We start from the raw sequence: 16,564 nt of genomic DNA on the forward strand, positions 1-16,564 counted from the left end.
AAATTGGCATTGAACATAGTGCACGCTGTTGAGTTCTCAAGAATCGGACACATCCCGCCTCCACACCAGAACGGTGCTTCACAACGAAAGTGATCGAAGAATTTGTTGCTTGCGTCATACGCGTCTTCTCGGTAGACTAGGAGAAGTTTCTTTCCCCTGTCGCCGTGGCAACTTGTATAAGTTAGCACATCCGCAGGCCGTGTCAAATCCGGCTTCTTCGCGATGTCGTCACGCTCGTAAGCGCTCCGACGTTGCTCGGTTCAGGACCTGAGTCCTGCGCCGGGCGGCGAAGTTGCTGGATCCGAGGGATCCTGCGAAGGCTTTACATCCGTGCGGCAGACTTGCTCCGAAAAGCTGTCTTGCCGAGTGGATGGTCCCGATTGAGGCCGGGACGTAGGAGCTGCTGCTCTTTCCGTTTCCCTGCGGCCTTTGTGGCGACTCGGAATAAGTTACGCAGCGATCGCGGTGCTGTCAAACGACGGGCCGAAATCGCACATCCCGGGCGTGTCGGGATCGGGGGTCCTCCCCGTCGGCGCCCGGTTCCGCGGGCGGATCCGGGGTCCGAGCCGGCTGCATCGGACCGAGGCGGGCACCCGCGCGCGGGATCCGACTACACCGAGTGGAAGGACCCTTCCTGGAAACGACGAGGAGCGCGCGGCCCGGATCGCTCCGGTACCGCGCGCTCCTCGAGGGGTTGCCGGGACTACGCCCCGATGCCGACCGCCTCGGGGGAGACGTCCGCACCGGGAGCCGAGGGCTCGAGCGCCTCGGCGACGCGCTGCGAGAGCGACGAGTCGACGTTCGCCCAGTACTGGAGCACGCGCTGCCGCAGCTCCGGACGGGTGACCTTCGACACGTGGCCGGCGATGTTCGCGACCAGGCGGGCGCGCGCGTCGTCGTCGAGGACCTCACGGTAGAGCGTCCCCGCCTGACCGAAGTCGTCGTCCTCCGGGTGGAGGGTCGCCGCGGCGCGCGTCAGCTCGCCGTCGGTCTCCCAGCCGGCCGACTCCGCCGCCCGGGCGGGATCGGCGTGGGCGCCGCCCATCGTGTTCGGCGCGTAGACGGGCACCTCGGACTTCTGGAAGTCGAACCGCATGGGGCCGTCCTTCGAGTACGAGTGCACGGGCGACTTCGGCGCGTTCACCGGCAGCTGCGCGTGGTTGGTCCCCACGCGGTAGCGGTGCGCGTCGGCGTAGCTGAAGATGCGCGCGAGGAGCATCTTGTCGGGGCTTGCCGCGATCCCGGGCACGAAGTTCGAGGGGGCGAACGCCGCCTGCTCGATCTGCGCGAAGTAGTTCTCGGGGTTCCTGTCGAGCGTCATGGTGCCGACCTGGATCAGCGGGTAGTCCGCGTGGGGCCAGACCTTGGTGAGGTCGAACGGGTTGAACCGGTAGCTCTTCGCGTCCTCGTACGGCATGACCTGCACGGACAGCGTCCACGAGGGGAAGTCGCCGCGGTCGATGGCGGAGGACAGGTCGCGGATGTGGAAGTCCGCGTCCTCACCGGCGATCTGGTCGGCCTGCTCCTGGCTCAGGATCTCGACGCCCTGATCGGTCTTGAAGTGGTACTTGACCCAGAAGCGCTCGCCGGCGGCGTTGATCCACTGGTAGGTGTGCGAGCCGAAGCCGTCCATGTGCCGCCACGAGGAGGGGAGGCCGCGGTCGCCCATGAGCCATGTGACCTGGTGGGCCGACTCGGGCGAGAGGGTCCAGAAGTCCCACTGCATGTCGTGGTCGCGCAGGTGGCTGCCGGGCAGGCGCTTCTGCGAGCGGATGAAGTCGGGGAACTTGATGCCGTCGCGGATGAAGAAGACGGGGGTGTTGTTGCCGACGAGGTCGTAGTTGCCCTCGCTCGTGTAGAACTTCAGCGCGAAGCCGCGGGGGTCGCGCCAGGTGTCGGGCGAGCCCTGCTCGCCGGCGACCGTGGAGAACCGCGCGAGCATCTCGGTCTCGACTCCGGGCTGGAAGAGCGCGGCACGCGTGTAGGCGCTGACGTCGGCGGTGGTGGTGAAGCGTCCGAAGGCTCCGCCGCCCTTGGCGTGGACGACCCGCTCCGGGATGCGCTCGCGGTTGAACTGGGCCAGCTTGTCGACGAGGTAGTGGTCGTGGAGCGCGAGGGGTCCGTCGGCTCCGACGCTCAGCGAGTGGTCGTCGCTCGCGACCGGTGCTCCGGAGTTCGTGGTGGTGAATCGTTCCTCGGTCATGTTCCTCCTGTCGGCGAGGGGCGCGGGGCCCGCCGCTGCGGTGTAGCGGATGTCGGTCAGTGGGCCAGGGCCAGGCAGTCGGGGCAGGTGCCCCAGAACGTGACGTCGGCGGTGTCCACGGCGAAGCCGCTCGCGGTCTGCGGATGCAGGCACGGCGCCTCCCCGACGACGCAGTCGACGTCGGCCACGGCCCCGCAGCGCCGGCACACCACGTGGTGGTGGTTGTCGCCGACCCGCAGCTCGAACCGGCGGGGGTGGCCCTCCGGCTCGATGCGGCGGACGATCCCGGCGTCGGTGAACGCCGAGAGCACTCCGTAGACGGCCTGCGCCGAGGCCTCGGGGAGGCCCTCGCGCACTCGGGCCAGGACCGCGTCGACCCCGGAGTGCGGGTGCTCCTCGAGAGCGAGGAGCACCGCGCGCCGGGTGGCGGTGACCTTGAGCCCGGAGGCTCGGAGCCGCTCGTCCACTGTCGTCATGCCGAGGACACTACCCGAGTTGTCTTGAGCGGATCAAAACAACGGGCGGCGTGGCGCGCTCGTCCGGGTGAACGGCCGGGAACGCTCCGGCGGCCACGCGGAGGCTCCGATCAGGCGACCGGACCCTCGACCAGCACGACCTGGGCGGAGCGGGCGGCGCCCGCGGAGTCGGTCCACGAGATCGTCACCGACTCCCCGGGCTCGCGCTGCGCGAGCGAGGCGGACAGCTGGTCGGCCGAGGCGACGGCGACCCCGTCGACCGCGGTGACGACGTCCCCCGCCTCGAGGCCCGCCTGCGCGGCCGGCCCGCCCTCGACGACTCCGCCGATCACGGCGCCGGACGCGGTGGTCGCGAGCGCGCGCGAAGTCGGCGACGCGGTGCCGGAGGAGAGGGAGACGCCGAGGAAGGCCGGGTAGCCGATCTCGACGGTGGCCGTGTCGGCGCCCGCCTCGATGGTGGCGACGATGTCCAGGGCCTTCGAGATCGGGATCGCGAAGCCGGTGATGTCGGCCGTCCCGCTGGAGGCGGCGGTGTCCATCCCCACGACGCGGCCGGCGGAGTCGACGAGCGGGCCGCCGGAGTCGCCGGAGACGATGTCTGCGTCCGTCTGGATCAGCCCGGTCAGCGTCTCGGCGGAGATCCCCGACTCGGAGCGGGTCGTGATCTGCTGATCGAGACCGGTGACCGTGCCGGTGGCGGCGACCAGGTCGCCCGTCCCTCCCGCGTTGCCGACGGCGGTCACGGTGTCGCCCACAGCGACCCCGTCCGTGTCGAGCGAGGCGGGGGTGAGGCCGGAGGCGTCCTCCAGCTGCAGGACGGCGACGTCGTTCGTCGCGTCGGTGCCGACGACGCGGGCGGTGTAGCTGCGGCCCGTCGACTCCACCGTGACCGAGATCGCGGTGGCGCCCTCGACGACGTGGTTGTTGGTGAGGATCATGCCGTCGGAGGTGAGGATCATGCCGGTGCCGGCCGAGCGGGCGCCCTGGTAGGTGAGCTCGGAGGTGATCGTGACGACGCCGGCGGTCTGCGCGGTGCTCGCGGCCACGGCGTCGGTCGCGCCGGTGGCCGGCTCGGCGGCGGAGGAGCCGCCCTGCGTCGATCCGCCCTGCGTCGATCCGCCCCAGGAGGGGACGATCACGTACCCGCCGCCGAAGGATCCCCGCGAGCCGCCGGGGTAGACGATCGTGGCGGCGCCGGCCGAGGCGGAGGAGGCCGCCTCGGTGCGGCCGGCGGTGGCGACTCCGCCTGCTGTCACTCCGATCAGCACGGCGAGGCCGAGGCCGCCGGCGATCAGCGCCCGACGACGACGACGACGGTCGTCCGCGCGCAGCGCGCGCACCTCGTCGGCGCCCGTCGCCTCGGTGATGGCGGGCTGGTCGGTGAGCTCTCGCTCGTCGGATTCGTGTCGCTCGTTCATGGTGTCGTCCTCGTGCCGGGGCCGCCCCTGACGGCGACCGGTTCCCATTCCACGCCCGGCCTCCCCGCGCAGCCTGGACGCTGCTTATGCGGTTCCTTTGAGCGCTCGCCCCTCCGAATGGTTGTAGCTTCAACTAAAAGCGGGTAGCGTCTCCGCCGTGACCACCTCCTCCCCCGACCTGCTCGCTCCCGACACCGCGATGGGCGCGGTGACCCTCCGCGTCGCCGACCTCGACGGGATGATCGCCTACTACCGCGACGCCGTGACGCTCGAGCTGCTCTCGCACGACGGACCGGTCGCGGTGCTCGGCCGCGGCGGAGTGCCGGCCGTGATCCTCCAGCACGCGCCCGAGCTGGTGCACGCCTCGCCGCGCAGCGCCGGCCTCTTCCACACGGCGATCCTCTTCGAATCGGAGGCGGCGCTCGCCGCGGCCGTGTACAGCGTCGCGACCCGGCACCCCGGCTCGTTCACCGGCAGCTCCGACCACCTGGTCAGCAAGGCCTTCTACTTCGACGACCCCGAGCACAACGGCGTCGAGCTCTACTGGGACCGCGACCGCACGCAGTGGTCGTGGACGCACGGGCGGATCGAGATGAGCACGCTCTTCCTCGACCCGAACGCGTTCCTGCAGGAGCACCTCACCGAGGAGTCGATCGCGCAGCCGCGCCTCGGCGGCGCCTCCGTCGGCCACGTGCACCTGAGCGTGGGCGACGTCGCCACCGCGAAGGAGTTCTACGTCGACCGGCTCGGCTTCGAGACGACGATCGCGTACGGCGGGCAGGCGCTCTTCGTCTCGGCGGGCGGCTACCACCACCACATGGCGATGAACACCTGGAACTCGGCGGGCGCCGGACGTCGGCAGCAGGCCCTCGGCCTCGGACAGGTCGAGATCGTGGTGCCCGGCGCCGACGACCTCGGCGCGCTCGGCGAGCGGCTGGCCCGCTCCGGAGTCGCCACCCGCGACGACGGCCGCACCCTCGCCTTCGAGGACCCCTGGGCGAACGCGATCCGCGTCACGACCTTCTGAGCGCCGCCGACCGCGGGGACCCCCGCGGGTACGATGGTCGCGCGGAAGACCGCACTCCCCCGAGACTCCGGAGAACACGGTGCCCACGATCGTCGTTGAAGTCATGCCCAAGGCCGAGCTGCTCGACCCGCAGGGGAAGGCCGTCGCCGGCGCGCTCGCGCGGCTGGGCCACTCCGCCCTCCACGGCGTGCGGGTGGGCAAGCGCTTCGAGATCACCGTCGACGAGGTGACCGACGAGGTGCGCGCCTCGGTGCAGCGCATCGCCGACGAGATGCTCTCGAACTCGGTGATCGAGGACGTCGTCGGGATCCACTACCCGGCGGAGGCCGCCCGATGAGGATCGGCGTCATCACCTTCCCCGGCTCGCTCGACGACCGCGACGCCCAGCGCGCCGTCCGGTTCGCGGGTGCGGAGCCGGTCGCGCTGTGGCACGGCGACCACGACCTCGACGGCGTCGACGCGATCGTCCTGCCCGGCGGCTTCTCCTACGGCGACTACCTGCGCTGCGGCGCCATCGCCTCCCACTCCCCGATCATGCGCGAGGTCGTCGACGCGGCGAACGCCGGGACCCCGGTCCTCGGCATCTGCAACGGCTTCCAGATGCTCACCGAGGCGCACCTGCTGCCCGGCGGCCTGATCGCGAACGACATCGGATCCTTCGTCTGCCGCGACCAGCGCCTGATGGTCGCGAGCACCGAGACCGCCTGGACGAACGGCTTCGAGCCCGGCCAGGAGATCACGATCCCGCTGAAGAACGGCGAGGGCGGCTATATCGCCTCGGCCGACACGCTGGTCGAGCTCGAGGCGGAGGGACGCGTCGTCGTCCGCTACCTCGGCCACAACCCGAACGGCTCCATGAACGACATCGCCGGCATCAGCAACCGCCGCGGCAATGTGGTGGGGCTCATGCCGCACCCGGAGCACGCCGTCGAGGAGGGCTTCGGGCCCGACACGGCCGCCGCGATGCGCTCGGGTGTGGACGGGCTGACGTTCTTCACGTCAGCGCTGCGCTCGCTGCTCGCCTCCGCCTGACGCATCCGATCCGGCCGGCTCCGCCCGCCCGCGACGCACGAGACCCCCGGTTCCGGCCGGGGGTCTCGTGCGTGATGGGCGATGTTCGCGGCGCCGCTCAGGGCCCGGTCAGGACCTCGGGCTCGGGGGTCATCGAGATGGTGGGGATCGAGGCGGTGATCACGGTGCCGTCGGAGCGGCGGGTGCCCTCGATGTCGGACGTGGTCGGCGCGCCGTGCAGGCGGCGGCCCTGGTGCGTGAGCGGGACGCGCACGGGGCTGCCGGCGGCGACGTGCACGCGCTCGTCGCGGACGGTGATCGCGGCGGAGTCGCCGGTCTCGACCGTCAGCAGGACCTCGGTCTGCGTCACCTCGACGCGCACGCGCGTGCCGTGGAGGGTGATGCGGAAGGCGAGGCGGTCCCAGTCGTCGGGAAGGCGCGGATCGAGCGTGATCCGGCCGCCGTGGTCGCGCATCCCGCCGAAGCCGTAGACGAGGGCGCTCCAGACGCCGCCCGTCGAGGCGACGTGGATGCCGTCCGCGGTGTTGCGGTGCAGGTCGGCGAGGTCGACGAACAGCGCCGACAGGAAGTAGTGGCGGGCCAGGTCGCTGTAGCCGACCTCGGCGGCGATGATCGACTGCACGACGGCCGAGAGGGTCGAGTCGCCGGTGGTCAGCGCGTCGTAGTACTCGAAGTCGGCACGCTTCTGCTCGGCGGTGAACTCGTTGCCCTGCAGCAGCAGCGCGAGCACGACGTCGGCCTGCTTGAGCACCTGGAAGCGGTAGATCACCAGCGGGTGGAAGTGCAGCAGCAGCGGGCGCTTGCTCGCGGGGGTGTTCTCGAGGTCCCACAGCTCCTTCTCGAGGAAGGCCGCGTCCTGCGGGTGGATGCCCGCCCGCGCGTCGAAGGGGATGTGCATCTTCTCGGCGGCGCGCGCCCACTCGAGCACCTCGCCCTCGTCGAGAGCGAGGCGGTCGGCCATCCGCTCGTACGCGGCGGGCTCGACGGCCTTCAGCAGCTCGACGGCGCGGGCGGCCGAGCGGAGGTTCGCCCGGGCCATGACGTTCGTGTACAGGTTGTCGTTGACGACGGTCGTGTACTCGTCCGGCCCCGTCACTCCGTGGATGTGGAAGTGATCGTCGCCGTTGCTGCGCCAGAAGCCCAGATCGGCCCACATCCGCGCGGTCTCGACGAGGATGTCGATCGCTCCGCGGGCGAGGAAGTCGTCGTCGCCCGTGGCACCCACGTACTGCATGAGCGCGTAGGAGATGTCGGCGTCGATGTGGTACTGAGCGGTGCCGGCGGCGTAGTACGCCGACGACTCCTGACCGTTGATGGTGCGCCAGGGGAAGAGCGCGCCGCGCTGGTTGAGCTCGGAGGCGCGCGCCCGGGCGGCCTCGAGCATGTTCTGCCGGAAGCGCAGGGCGTTCCGGGCGACGAGGGGCGCCGTGTAGCTGAGGAACGGGAGGACGTAGACCTCGGTGTCCCAGAAGTAGTGGCCGCCGTAGCCGGAGCCCGAAACGCCCTTGGCCGCGACTCCGCCGCCGTCGGTGCGGGCGGTGGACTGGGCGAGCTGGAAGAGGTTCCAGCGGGTGGCCTGCTGGATCGCGGGCTGGCCGTCCAGCTGCACGTCGGAGCGGGTCCAGAAGTCGTCCAGCCACTCGCGCTGCTTGACGAACTGCTCCTCGACCGGCGTCTCGCGGGCGCGGTCGAGCGTGCGGTCGCAGCGGTCGGCGAGCTCGCGCACGGGCACGCCGCGGGAGGTGTGGTAGGTCAGCGTCTTGACCAGGCGGACCGGCCGGCCGGCCTTGGCCTTCACGCGGTAGACGTGCTTGGCGAGGTCGTCGTCGATCTGGGAGGTCTGGTCCCACTCGTTCTCGGTCTCGAGCTGGTGCTCGGCGCCGCAGGCGACGGTCATCTGGGAGTTGGTGGTGCGGTAGCCGAGGAGGTAGCGGGTGCCGCTGACGCGCTTGAGGCGCGGCTGGAGCACGCGGTCCTCGAACGACTCCGCCTTGCGCGGGTCGAAGCCGGCGCCCTCGCTGCCGGAGGGGGCGTGGTACTCGTCGACGCCGTCCTGGCGGTTGAGGATCTGGCTCGAGATCAGCACGGACGCGTCGTGGTCGAGCATCTCGACCTCGTAGTCGAGGATCGCGAGGTGCCGGTCGGTGAAGGAGACCAGGCGGCGCGAGCGGATCAGGACGCGCTTGCCGGAGGGGGTGCGCCACTCCAGCTCGCGGGTGAGCACGCCGTTCGCGAAGTCGAGGCGGCGCGAGTAGGCGAGGACGTCGGCCTCGCTCAGCACGAAGGGCTCGTCGTCGACGTAGAGGCGGATGATCTTGGCGTCCGGCACGTTGACGATGGTCTGGCCGACGCGGGCGAAGCCGAACGCCTCCTCCGCGTGGCGGATGGGCCAGGTCTCGTGGAACCCGTTGATGAAGGTGCCGTAGGCGTAGCCGTCGCGCCCCTCCTCCACGTTGCCGCGGAGGCCGAGGTAGCCGTTGCCGGTGGCGAAGAGCGTCTCGGTGCGGCCCTGCAGCTCGGAGGCGAACTCGGTCTCGACGAGGGCCCACTCGTCGATCGGGAAGCGGTTCCGGTCGAGCGGGTCGGAGGTGATGGGGTTCATGCGGCGTCCTCGGGGGCGGGAGCGGTGGGGAGGAAGGGGAGCAGCTCGGCCAGGTCGTCCACGACCAGGTCGGCGCCGTGCTCGAGCAGGGTGTCGGCCCCGACTCCGCGGTCGACGCCGACGACGAGGCCGAAGCCGCCCGCGCGGCCTGCCGCGACTCCGGAGTGCGCGTCCTCGAGGACGGCGCACTCGGCGGCCGGGAGGCCGAGGAGCTCGGCCGCGTAGAGGTAGGTGTCGGGCGCGGGCTTGCCGGCGATCGAGCGCTCGGCGGCGAGGAGCCCGTCCACGACGACCTCGAAGCGGTCGCGGAGGCCGGCCGCCTCGAGCACCGGCACGCCGTTGCGGGAGGAGGTGACGACGGCGACCTGCACGCCCGCGGCGATCGCGGCGTCGACGAAGCGGAGCGAGCCCGGGTAGGGAGCGACACCGGTCTCGGCGAGGGTGCGGTTGAAGGCGTCGTTCTTGCGGTTGCCGAGCCCGCAGACGGTCTCGAGCGACGGGTCGTCCTCGGGCGCGCCCTCGGGGAGGGTGATGCCGCGCGAGGCGAGGAGCGCCCGGACGCCGTCGTACCGCGGGCGTCCGTCGATGTACCGGAAGTAGTCGGCGTCGGTGTAGCCCTCGGCGATCCCGCGCGAGGAGAGGTACTCCGTGAACAGCCGCGACCAGGCCTGCATGTGGACGTCGGCGGTCGGCGTGAGCACGCCGTCGAGGTCGAACAGGAGCGCGCGGACGCCGCGGAGGGCGGAGGCGTCGGGGCGCGTCGGGGATGCAGTCACGGCGGGGAGGACCTCTGATCGGGGGCAGGCGTTCGGCGGTTCCGCCGATGACGGTCGTCCGCCGCGGACTGCAGGTATCGTATACGCCCCCCGGCCGCCGTGTGGAACCGTTTACACGTCCGTCATCTGCGCGCCGCCGGGGGCGTCGATCCGCTCGGGGGCGAGGCGGTGCCGCCCGAGGGGGAGCATCAGCGGGGTGCCCGAGGTCGGGTCGGTGATGATGCGGCTGTCGAGGCCGAACACGGCGAGCACCGTCTCCTCGGTGAGCACCGCGGCCGGGGTGCCGGAGGCGTGCACTGCGCCGTGCGCGATGGCCACGAGGTGGTCGGCGTAGCGGGCGGCCATGTTGAGGTCGTGCAGGACCATCACCACCGTCGTCCCGCGGGTGCGGTTGAGGTCGACGAGCAGGTCGAGCACCTCGATCTGGTGGCTGACGTCGAGGAAGGTGGTCGGCTCGTCCAGCAGCAGCACGTCGGTCTCCTGCGCGAGGGCCATCGCGATCCAGACGCGCTGGCGCTGCCCGCCGCTGAGCTCGTCGACGGAGCGGTCGGCCAGGGCGGCGGTGTCGGTCGCGTCGAGCGCGGTCGCGACGGCCTCGTCGTCGTGGGCGCTCCAGCGGCTCAGCATCCCCTGGTGCGGATGGCGGCCGCGGCCGACGAGATCCGCGACGGTGATGCCCTCCGGGGCGATCGGCGACTGCGGGAGAAGGCCGAGCGTGCGGGCGAGCTGCTTCGCCGGCGTCCGGTGCACGGCCCTGCCGTCGAGCAGCACGGCGCCGGAGCGGGGCGCGAGCAGGCGCGACATCGAGCGCAGGAGCGTCGACTTGCCGCAGGCGTTCGCTCCGACGATCGCGGTGATGCGGCCGGGCGGGACGACGAGGTCGAGGCCGTCGACGACGGTCCGGTCGCCGTAGCCGAGGGTGACCCCCTCGGCCGTCAGGGTGTGCGCGGTGGTCACAGTGAGCCTCCCGCTCTGTTGCTGCGGACGATGAGGTAGACGAGGTACGGCGCCCCGAGGACGCCGGTGACCACTCCGACCGGGTAGCGCAGGCCCAGCCCGAACTGTCCGACGAAGTCGGCGACGAGCACGAGCAGCGCGCCGACGAGGGCCGAGGGGATGAGGAGCGACGCGCCGGGCCCGATCAGGCGGGCGGCGATCGGGCCGGAGAGGAAGGCCACGAACGCGATCGGGCCGGCGGCGGCCGTCGCGAAGGCGATCAGCCCGACCGCGGCGACGATCACGACGAGGCGGGTGGCGTTCACGCGGATGCCGAGCGCGGAGGCGGTGTCGTCGCCGAGCTGCGTGGCGGAGAGGTCGCGCGAGCGCGAGAGCAGGACGGGGGTGAGGACGACGACCGCGGCGAGGACCGGCACGACCTCGCTCCAGCTCGCGCCGTTGAGGCTCCCGGTGAGCCAGCGGGACGCCTCCTGCAGGTCCCACGCGGCGGCCTGCGAGAGCACGTAGGCGGTGAGGGAGTCGAGCATGGCGGCGACCCCGATGCCGATCAGGATCAGCCGGGTGCCGGCGACTCCGCTGCGGTAGGACAGGGCGTAGACGAGCAGGGCGACCACGAGTCCCGCGACGATCGCGAGGGCCGAGACCTGCGCGGCCCCGAGCGAGAGCGTCACGATCGCGAAGGCCGCGGCGGCGCTCGCCCCGGCGCTGATCCCGATGATGTCGGGGCTGGCGAGCGGGTTACGGAGCATGGTCTGGAAGCTCACTCCGCCGAGCCCGAAGCACAGGCCCACCAGCAGGGCGAGGACGGCGCGCGGGAGGCGGAGGCGCCCGACGGTGAAGCTCGCCCCGGGGACCTGCTCGCCGAGGATCACGCGCAGCACCTCGTCGGGCGAGTAGACGGTCTGGCCGACCAGCAGGGAGACGGCGAGGACGGCCGCGATCAGGACAGCGAGCACGGCGACGACGATCCGGCGGCGGGCCCCGCGGCGGCGGCGGCCGGCCGCGACGGCGCGGGCGGTGGCGGAGGGCGCCTCGAGCAGCGCGGTCACAGCTCGCGCACCTTCTGGCGGCGGACGATCGCGATGAACACCGGGGCGCCGACCAGCGCGGTGACGATGCCCACATCGATCTCGCTCGGGCGCGCGACGACGCGGCCGACGATGTCGGCGGCGATCAGGAGCACGGCGCCGGTCACCGCCGAGAACGGCAGCAGCCAGCGGTGGTCGACGCCGACGAGGAGGCGGCAGGCGTGCGGGACGACCAGGCCGACGAAGCCGATCGGCCCGGTGACCGCGGTCGTCGCTCCGCAGAGCACGACCGCGCCCAGGGCGGCCCCGCCGCGCGCGAGGGCGACCCGCTCCCCCAGGCCCGCGGCGAGCTCGTCGCCGAGCGCGAGGGTGTTGAGGCTCTTGGCCGAGAGCACGCAGAGGACGAAGCCGGCCAGGAGGAAGGGGAGCACCTGCGCGATGCTCGCGGACGTGGCGCCGCCCACTCCGCCGATCTGCCAGGAGCGGATGCCGCCCGCGATGTCGGCGCGCGGCAGGACGATCGCGCTGATCACCGAGACCAGCGCGGCCGAGGTGGCGGCCCCGGCCAGGGCGAGCTTGAGCGGAGTCGCGCCGCCGCGCCCGAGCGACCCGACCGTGTAGACGAAGACCGCGGCGACCGCGGCCCCGCCGATCGCGACCCAGACGTATGCGGCGGAGCTCGTCAGCCCGAAGAAGACGATGCCCGTCACGACCGCGAGCGAGGCTCCGGTGTTCACCCCGAGGATGCCGGGGTCGGCCAGCGGATTGCGGGTCACCCCCTGCATCAGCACGCCGGCGACGCCGAGGGCCGCGCCCGCGATCGCGGCGAGCACGGTGCGCGGGATGCGCTTGGCGACCGCGGCCTGCGCGAACCCGTCCGTGGACCCGCCGAACGCGGCGACCACGTCGCTCCACGCCACCTCCCGCGACCCCACCAGCACCGACAGCACGGCGGCGGCGAGCAGCACGGCCACGGCCGCGAGCAGCCAGAGGGCGCGCAGCCGCCTCGGGCGGCGCACGGCGGCGACGCCCGAGGCGGCGGGAGGAGCGGCGAGGGTCACGCGGGCCGGATCCCGGCTCAGGCGGCCGGAGTGCTCTGCGCGGCCTTGGCGGCGGCCTCGTCGAGCAGGTCCAGGTAGTCGTCGAGGACCCACGAGATCGAGAGCGGCGTCGGGTTGGCGGCGGTGCCGAGCGGCGTGGAGGGCAGGCGCACGATGGCGTCGTCGGCGACCGCGGGGATCTGCGAGAGCAGCGGGTCGGCCTTGAGGGTGCTCACGAGCTCGTCGTCGCCGTAGGTGACGATCACGTCGACGTCGCTGAAGGCGTCGGCCTGCTCGGCGCTCTGCGTGAGCGAGAACTTGTCGGTCGCGGCGGAGGCGGTCGCGATGCTGCCCGGGGTGGCCATGCCGAGGTCCTCGAAGAACGCGGGGCGGGTGTCGTGCGAGGTGTAGAAGCTGACCTGGCTGAGGTCCGTCGGGTCGACGTGGGTGAGGAACATCGCGGAGGTGCCGGCCAGCTGCGGGTGCGCGGCGACCTTCTCCTCGATCTCGCCCTCGAGCTCGGTGATCAGGGCGGCGCCCTCGTCGGCCCTGCCCATCGCCTCGCTGTTCAGCGTGATCATGTCGCGCCAGGAGGTGCCCCAGGCGGTCTCGGGGTAGGCGACGACGGGGGCGATCTCGCTCAGGGTGTCGTAGTCCTCCTGCGTGAGGCCGGAGTAGGCGGCGAGGATGACGTCCGGGTCGGTGTCCGAGACTGCCTCGAAGTCGATGCCGTCGGTCTCGTCGAAGAGGACGGGGGTCTCGGCGCCGAGCTCGTCGAGCTTCTCGCTCACCCAGGGGAGGAGCCCGTCGCCGTCGTCGTCGCCGAAGTTGGCGGCGGCCATGCCCACGGGGACGACACCCAGCGCGAGCGGGACCTCGTGGTTGGCCCAGTTGACGGTCGCCACGCGCTCGGGGGCCGACTCGATGGTGGTGGTGCCGAGAGCGTGCTCGATCGTGATCGGCGTGAAGCCGCTGTCGGCGGCGGCGTCGTCTCCGGCGGCCGAGCCGCTGCAGCCGGCGAGGCCGATCGTCAGCGCGGTGGCGGCGAGCAGGGCGAGGGGCGTGGTGGCGCGGGGCATGGGTCCCTTTCGAGAGGCTGTGCGGGAGGCGGCGCAGGGTCCGAGTGAACCGGCACTAAGGACAGCCTAACCAAAGAATGTGCGTGCTCTCAGCCCCGATTCCTCGCCTCCCGAGGTCGGAGGCGCCCGGAGGTGCCGCTCGCGGAGCCCGGCGACGGCCCTGCCACGGCCGCGGACGTCACGCCGTCGCGAGCCTCTCGACGGTGCGCAGGTTCCGGGTCGTGGTGCTCGAGCGGTAGGCGGATCGGGCGAGGATCCGTGCGACCGGAGTGTCCGTCGAGGAGCCGCGCGGGCAGCGCCAGTAGAGGACACCGGCACCCCGGGCGACGAGCTCGACCGCCGGATCCGGCTCGCCGATCGCGGCCTGCGCGGCGTCGAGCGCCTCCTCGTCCGAGCCGAAGACGACGTACGGATGCGCCTCCTCGTCGATCCGCGGGAACGGATAGGCGGCGAGCACCGCGGCGAGCGCCTCCTGCGTCACGAGCACGATCCAGGCGTCGTAGCCGAACCGCTCGGCGAGCGCCGCCTCGAGCGCGGGCTTCAGCTCGGCGGCCGGGCGATCGGAGTCGAAGGCCGCGTTGCCGCTCGCGAGGACCGTCCGCACCCGGTCCACGCCGATCCCGGCGACCGTCTCGGCGAGCTCGGCGCTGCGGACGGTGCGGCCGTTGACGTTCACTCCGCGGAGGAGGGCGAGGAACCGGGTCATGCGGCCGACGGTAGCGTGACGGCATGGCGCGCGGAAGCGGACGACGACGACCCCGGCGGACCCTCGAGGAGGAGATCCTGCGGGCGAGCGAGCGCGGACCCGGGGCGAGGACGCGGGCGGAGACCGTCCCTCCCTCCGGACGCCGGCTGGTGGCGCCGCCCGCCTCGGGCACCCTTCTCCACATCGACGTGGACGCGCTGGTGGCGCTCGCCGCGCGGGAGGACCTGCTGATCGCGCTGGAGCGGCGGATCGGCGAGCACGCGGTGGCCGCGACTCCGGTGCTCTCGTGGTGGTCGGCGACTCCGTCGGTCCCGGGCGAGGAGGAGGAGCGCCGGCTCGACGCGCTCGTGCTGCGGACGGTGGAGCTCGGGGCGGGGCCGGCCGACGACGTGGACTCGCGGCTGCGGGAGCTGGCGCACGAGGGCGGTCTGGACGAGCTGGGCGCCGCGCTGGCGCTGCTCGCGCGGGTCCCGGATCCGCCGGCGGCGTTCCAGGATCCGGACGGGTTCCTGCGCGTGACGGTCCCGGAGTCGCCGTTCGAGCGGCGGCTCGAGGTCCTCGCGGAGGCGCAGGGCCGGGCGGGCGAGCTGCTGATGCTGCTGCGCGACTGCGCGTTCACCGCGACCCTGCCGCGGCGGCGCTCGGCGATCGCGGCGATGAGCGGGCGGATCCGGGCGGCCGCGGACTCGGGGCGCCTCGACTCCCGGCGGCTGGACGAGCTCGCGGAGGCGGTGGACGCGGCGCTCGAGAAGCGGTGGACCGTGCTCTGACGGCGGTCGGCGTTACGGGCGCGCCCGTCGCAGTGACCGTTCGCGCACCGGTTCAGCCCCCGCGCACTCCGGGTGAATAGGCTGGACGGATGCCTCTCACCGGTCTCGACCTCCGCCGCTTCCCCGCCGCCCTGAACGACGAGGGCGGTCCCGACGCCGCCACCGCCGCGTGGGCCACCGCGATCAACGCGGGCTTCCACGAGAAGGAGTTCACGCCGGAGAAGCTGCGGGACTGGGCCGAGCACATGGTCGCCGACCAGCGCGTGCTGACCGCGGTCGTCGACTCCTCCGCCCCCGAGGGACTCGACGGCGCGGGCGTGCCGGTCGGCACCTACGCGGCGTTCCCCGGGGCCCTGCAGGTCGGCGGCGGACGCGAGCTGCCGGCGCACCTCGTCTCGCAGGTGACCGTGCGGCCCACGCACCGGCGCCGCGGCATCCTGCGCGCGATGATCACCGAGGACCTGCGCCTGGCGAAGGAGGCCGGCACCCCGGTCGCCGCGCTCACGGCGAGCGAGGCCTCCATCTACCGCCGATTCGGCTTCGGCCGCTCGGCCTTCACCCGCTCCATCCGCGTCGACACCGGGCCGCGCTTCGGCCTGCAGACCGAGCCCGCCGGCCGCGTCGAGGTGGTCGCGACGAGCTGGCTGCAGCCGCGCATCCCCGCGGTGTTCGCCGCGTTCCAGGCGTCGACCCCCGGCTCGCTGACCCGCCAGTCGCGCTACGAGGCGAACTCCGTCGGCACCGCGTCCGGCGAGACCACGCCCGGCCTCGACGTCCGCTCGGCCGTCCACCTCGACGAGGAGGGGACGCTCGACGGCTTCGTGACCTACCGCGCGGTCGGGCCCGAGGACGACAAGACCCTCGAGATCGTCGACCTCGTCGCCCCCGGCGCCGACGCCTATCTCGCGCTCTGGGGCTACCTCGGCGCGGTCGACCTCGCCTCCGCGGTGACCTGGGACATGGCGCCGGTGGACGATCCGCTGACCTGGGCGCTCCGCGACGCGCGCGTGGTGCAGGTGAGCCACGTGGGCGACCTGATCTGGCTGCGGATCCTCGACGTCGCCGCCGCGTTCTCGGCCCGGCCGTGGACCGCTGACGGCTCGGTCGTGGTCGAGGTGGCCGACGGGCTCGGGCTCGCCGACGGCCGCTACCGCCTCACCGCCTCGGGCGGCTCCGCCACCGTGGAGCGCACCGGGGACGAGGCCGAGCTCGCGCTGGACGTGGCCGACCTGGGCTCGCTGCTGCTGGGCTCGGTGCGGCCGTCGATCCTGGCGAAGGCCGGGCTGGCGCGCGTCACGGGCGAGGCGGGGCGGATGGACCGCCTGTTCGCGCCGGTCGCGACGCCGTACTGCATCTCGTTCTTCTAGGGGGCACCGCCCTCCAGGGGGCACCGCCCTCTCGGCGGCAGCGCGCGGCCGGCGGTGTCCGGCTCCCGTGCCGCCGCCGCCCT

The 16,564-nt window shown here is 72.6% G+C and carries 15 protein-coding genes; 5 read left to right on the forward strand and 10 right to left on the reverse strand.

Annotated elements, in window-relative coordinates:
* Positions 1–703 precede the first annotated feature (703 nt).
* From C5C44_RS08730 to C5C44_RS17215, 3 genes are all read right to left on the reverse strand, one after another.
* A complete protein-coding gene (locus C5C44_RS08730) occupies positions 704–2,203 on the reverse strand; it encodes a catalase (RefSeq protein ID WP_104335696.1) in 1,500 nt (499 codons plus the stop codon).
* A 56-nt stretch (positions 2,204–2,259) separates the two neighbouring features.
* Positions 2,260–2,679 carry a Fur family transcriptional regulator gene (locus tag C5C44_RS08735; protein ID WP_104222735.1) on the reverse strand — a complete coding sequence of 140 codons (420 nt, stop codon included), beginning with the start codon at positions 2,677–2,679 and terminating at the stop codon, positions 2,260–2,262.
* Positions 2,680–2,789: 110 nt separating this feature from the next.
* The gene (locus C5C44_RS17215; protein ID WP_219827843.1) at positions 2,790–4,097 is read right to left on the reverse strand and encodes a S1C family serine protease; all 1,308 of its coding nucleotides are present in this window, start codon (positions 4,095–4,097) and stop codon (positions 2,790–2,792) included.
* Between the two features lie 199 nt (positions 4,098–4,296).
* On the opposite strand from C5C44_RS17215, the gene C5C44_RS08745 reads away from it, so the two are divergent.
* The 3 genes from C5C44_RS08745 (at position 4,297) to purQ (ending at position 6,156) form a co-directional block, all read left to right on the forward strand.
* On the forward strand, positions 4,297–5,124 hold the full coding sequence (locus C5C44_RS08745) for a VOC family protein (protein WP_104247499.1): 828 nt from the start codon (positions 4,297–4,299) through the stop codon (positions 5,122–5,124).
* A gap of 79 nt (positions 5,125–5,203) precedes the next feature.
* Positions 5,204–5,461: a phosphoribosylformylglycinamidine synthase subunit PurS gene (gene purS / locus C5C44_RS08750; protein ID WP_104222736.1), complete on the forward strand. Its 258-nt coding sequence runs from the start codon at positions 5,204–5,206 to the stop codon at positions 5,459–5,461.
* A complete protein-coding gene (gene purQ / locus C5C44_RS08755) occupies positions 5,458–6,156 on the forward strand; it encodes a phosphoribosylformylglycinamidine synthase subunit PurQ (protein ID WP_104335697.1) in 699 nt (232 codons plus the stop codon). Before purS ends, purQ begins: the two co-directional genes overlap by 4 nt.
* A gap of 97 nt (positions 6,157–6,253) precedes the next feature.
* Here the strand turns inward: purQ and C5C44_RS08760 are convergent, their stop codons facing one another.
* From C5C44_RS08760 to C5C44_RS08790, 7 genes are all read right to left on the reverse strand, one after another.
* Entirely contained in the window at positions 6,254–8,758 is a 2,505-nt protein-coding gene (locus C5C44_RS08760) for a glycoside hydrolase family 65 protein (RefSeq protein ID WP_104222738.1), read from the reverse strand.
* Positions 8,755–9,534, reverse strand: a complete 780-nt coding sequence (locus tag C5C44_RS08765) for an HAD family phosphatase (protein ID WP_104222739.1) — start codon at positions 9,532–9,534, stop codon at positions 8,755–8,757. Before C5C44_RS08765 ends, C5C44_RS08760 begins: the two co-directional genes overlap by 4 nt.
* Before the next feature lie 111 nt (positions 9,535–9,645).
* Positions 9,646–10,491, reverse strand: a complete 846-nt coding sequence (locus C5C44_RS08770) for an ABC transporter ATP-binding protein (RefSeq protein WP_104222740.1) — start codon at positions 10,489–10,491, stop codon at positions 9,646–9,648.
* On the reverse strand, positions 10,488–11,540 hold the full coding sequence (locus C5C44_RS08775) for an iron ABC transporter permease (RefSeq protein WP_258060555.1): 1,053 nt from the start codon (positions 11,538–11,540) through the stop codon (positions 10,488–10,490). Before C5C44_RS08775 ends, C5C44_RS08770 begins: the two co-directional genes overlap by 4 nt.
* On the reverse strand, positions 11,537–12,580 hold the full coding sequence (locus tag C5C44_RS08780; protein ID WP_104335698.1) for an iron ABC transporter permease: 1,044 nt from the start codon (positions 12,578–12,580) through the stop codon (positions 11,537–11,539). The genes C5C44_RS08775 and C5C44_RS08780 overlap by 4 nt, the downstream gene beginning before the upstream one ends.
* A 17-nt stretch (positions 12,581–12,597) precedes the next feature.
* The gene (locus tag C5C44_RS08785; RefSeq protein WP_104222743.1) at positions 12,598–13,638 is read right to left on the reverse strand and encodes an iron-siderophore ABC transporter substrate-binding protein; all 1,041 of its coding nucleotides are present in this window, start codon (positions 13,636–13,638) and stop codon (positions 12,598–12,600) included.
* Between the two features lie 178 nt (positions 13,639–13,816).
* Positions 13,817–14,344 (reverse strand): DUF1697 domain-containing protein, encoded by a 528-nt coding sequence (locus tag C5C44_RS08790; RefSeq protein ID WP_104247463.1) that lies wholly within the window; start codon positions 14,342–14,344, stop codon positions 13,817–13,819.
* A gap of 23 nt (positions 14,345–14,367) precedes the next feature.
* Here C5C44_RS08790 and C5C44_RS08795 point away from each other — a divergent pair, with 23 nt between their 5' ends.
* Positions 14,368–15,114: a DUF2254 family protein gene (locus C5C44_RS08795; protein ID WP_104335699.1), complete on the forward strand. Its 747-nt coding sequence runs from the start codon at positions 14,368–14,370 to the stop codon at positions 15,112–15,114.
* 89 nt (positions 15,115–15,203) lie between these two features.
* A complete protein-coding gene (locus C5C44_RS08800) occupies positions 15,204–16,481 on the forward strand; it encodes a GNAT family N-acetyltransferase (RefSeq protein WP_104335700.1) in 1,278 nt (425 codons plus the stop codon).
* The last annotated feature ends 83 nt before the right edge of the window (positions 16,482–16,564 follow it).

Source organism: Rathayibacter sp. AY1F6 (assembly GCF_002932035.1).
Classification (GTDB): domain Bacteria; phylum Actinomycetota; class Actinomycetes; order Actinomycetales; family Microbacteriaceae; genus Rathayibacter.

What these genes read in the sequence shown, in the direction of transcription:
- C5C44_RS08790 (WP_104247463.1), bottom strand. Translation starts at nt 14,344, where the DNA reads ATGACCCGGTTCCTCGCCCTCCTCCGCGGAGTGAACGTCAACGGCCGC.
- C5C44_RS08735 (WP_104222735.1), bottom strand. Translation starts at nt 2,679, where the DNA reads ATGACGACAGTGGACGAGCGGCTCCGAGCCTCCGGGCTCAAGGTCACC.
- C5C44_RS08800 (WP_104335700.1), top strand. Translation starts at nt 15,204, where the DNA reads ATGCCTCTCACCGGTCTCGACCTCCGCCGCTTCCCCGCCGCCCTGAAC.
- C5C44_RS08785 (WP_104222743.1), bottom strand. Translation starts at nt 13,638, where the DNA reads ATGCCCCGCGCCACCACGCCCCTCGCCCTGCTCGCCGCCACCGCGCTG.
- purQ (WP_104335697.1), top strand. Translation starts at nt 5,458, where the DNA reads ATGAGGATCGGCGTCATCACCTTCCCCGGCTCGCTCGACGACCGCGAC.
- C5C44_RS08795 (WP_104335699.1), top strand. Translation starts at nt 14,368, where the DNA reads ATGGCGCGCGGAAGCGGACGACGACGACCCCGGCGGACCCTCGAGGAG.
- C5C44_RS08745 (WP_104247499.1), top strand. Translation starts at nt 4,297, where the DNA reads ATGGGCGCGGTGACCCTCCGCGTCGCCGACCTCGACGGGATGATCGCC.
- C5C44_RS08730 (WP_104335696.1), bottom strand. Translation starts at nt 2,203, where the DNA reads ATGACCGAGGAACGATTCACCACCACGAACTCCGGAGCACCGGTCGCG.
- C5C44_RS08760 (WP_104222738.1), bottom strand. Translation starts at nt 8,758, where the DNA reads ATGAACCCCATCACCTCCGACCCGCTCGACCGGAACCGCTTCCCGATC.
- C5C44_RS17215 (WP_219827843.1), bottom strand. Translation starts at nt 4,097, where the DNA reads ATGAACGAGCGACACGAATCCGACGAGCGAGAGCTCACCGACCAGCCC.